This window comes from Acerihabitans sp. TG2, from assembly GCF_035013185.1.
Lineage (GTDB): Bacteria > Pseudomonadota > Gammaproteobacteria > Enterobacterales > Enterobacteriaceae > Acerihabitans.
The window spans coordinates 1-2,135 of sequence record NZ_JAYGJO010000077.1 but is presented as its reverse complement, the minus strand read 5'-3'; the positions used below and the strand labels follow the sequence as shown (position 1 = coordinate 2,135).

Here is a 2,135-nt window from a genome sequence, read left to right as displayed (position 1 = left end):
TGTCGGCATCGCTGATATAAGGTCGTAATTCATCGGAAAAGTTGTCCACTCCACCCAACATGGTCTTTCCTTAAGGTTCCAACACCAAAAAAGGAAGCGCCATGTTAAGTAGAGAGGACCACCTAATGATAAAACAAATGCGCACGCAAGGCGCCTATATTATCGATATTGCCCGTTATATCGGTTGTTCAGAACGCACGGTCAGACGGCATCTTATGCAGCCTGAACCGACCCGGTGTACGCCCTCACGACGGCGCATGACCAAGCTCGAACCCTATATGGCGTTTATCGATACGCGCCTGAGTGAACACGTCTGGAATGCCCAAGTCATCTTCCAGGAAATCAAGGCGCAGGGGTATGACGGCGGCACCACCGTGCTGCGGGAATATATCCAGCCCAAACGCCGTCTTCGGCACGGGCGTGAAACCGTCCGCTTCGAAACACAACCGGGCTATCAGTTGCAACACGACTGGGGCGAAGTGGACGCTGAAGTGGCGGGTCGGCCGTGTAAAATCAACTTCGCGGTCAATACCTTGGGCTATTCGCGCCGCTTCCACGTCTTCGCCGCGCCCAGCCAGGATGCGGAGCACACCTACGGATCACTGGTACAGGCGTTCGATTATTTTGGTGGCAGCGTGAAAACCGTGCTGGTTGATAACCAGAAGGCGGCCGTGCTCAAACATAGTTTTACGGGTGAGGTTGTCTTCAACGCCGGCTTCCAGTCGTTGGCCAAGCACTACAGCTTTATGCCCCGCGCCTGCCGGCCTCACCGGCCCAGGACCAAAGGAAAAGTGGAACGTATGGTGGGATACGTAAAACACAACTTTTTTGTCCATTACCGCCAGTTCGACAGTTTTGCCCATGTCAATCAGCTCTTGAACCAATGGTTGGCGCAAGAAGCTGACCAGCGCCATCTGCGTCAGTTTCACCAGACGCCGTTAGCGCGGTTCGAGGTGGAAAAATCGGCCCTGCAACCGTTGCCTGCCGGGCCGTTCGATACCAGTTATTACGATACCCGTCAGGTCGGGTGGGATGGCTACATCGACGTGCGGGGCAACCGCTACAGCGTGCCCCAGACCTGGTGCGGACGTCAGGTCACGGTGCGTATTACCCTGGACAATGAGCTGCGAGTCTACGGCGATGATGAACTTATCGCCCGTCATCAGTTGGCTTCGGACTCAGCGGGTTGGCAGACGGTCCCGGAGCATCACCAGACGCTGTGGCAGCGTACCTGCCAGGTAGAACAACGGCCGCTGGATGCGTATGAGGGACTACTATGATGAACGAACTGGAGAGCTTATTGACCCGCTTGAAGATGGATCATCTGACCGGCGCGGTGGAAAACCTGCTCGAGCAGGCCGCAAAAGAAGAACTGAACTACCGGGAGTTCTTGACGCGAGTCCTGTCACAGGAATGGCATGGGCGGCGTAACCGGGGACTGGAATCGCGGCTCAAACAGGCCCGGTTACCCTGGATAAAAACGCTGGAGCAGTTCGACTTCAGCTTCCAGCCGGGAATAGATCGGAAAGTGATCCGCGAGTTGGCAGGTCTGGCGTTCGTGGAGCGCAATGAAAATGTTATCCTGCTGGGACCGCCGGGGGTGGGGAAAACCCATCTGGCGGTGGCTCTGGGCGTCAAAGCAGCGGATGGTGGGCATCGGGTGCTGTTCACTCCGCTGGATAAACTGATGGCAACGCTGCTCAAGGCCAAACAAGAAAACCGCCTGGAGAGGCAGATCCAACTGTTAAGCTACAGCCGGGTGCTGATCCTGGATGAAATCGGTTACCTGCCGATGACACGGGAAGAGGCGAGCCTGTTCTTCCGACTGCTGAACCGGCGTTATGAAAAAGCGAGCATCATCCTGACCTCAAATAAAAGCTTCACGGACTGGGGAGAGGTGTTCGGTGATAACGTGCTGGCATCAGCGATCCTGGATCGGTTACTGCACCATTCAACCACGGTCAATATCAAAGGGGAGAGTTACCGACTGAAAGATAAGCGAAAAGCAGGAATGTTATCGGCTAAAACCGTGTCGGGTATAGCGCCGGATGACACATTACTAAGTACAGATTAAAAAACGATAAATAGTGGACATCTTGAACGATGAAAATATGCCGCTACTGCGCGATGTTGAC

Annotated in this window: 2 protein-coding genes; both read left to right on the top strand. The window is 54.8% G+C overall.

Annotated elements, in window-relative coordinates; translation table 11 throughout:
• Positions 1-101 precede the first annotated feature (101 nt).
• On the top strand, positions 102-1,280 hold the full coding sequence (istA, locus tag SJI19_RS24540) for an IS21 family transposase (RefSeq protein ID WP_323480850.1): 1,179 nt from the start codon (positions 102-104) through the stop codon (positions 1,278-1,280).
• Positions 1,280-2,074: an IS21-like element helper ATPase IstB gene (gene istB / locus SJI19_RS24535; RefSeq protein WP_323480851.1), complete on the top strand. Its 795-nt coding sequence runs from the start codon at positions 1,280-1,282 to the stop codon at positions 2,072-2,074. Before istA ends, istB begins: the two co-directional genes overlap by 1 nt.
• The last annotated feature ends 61 nt before the right edge of the window (positions 2,075-2,135 follow it).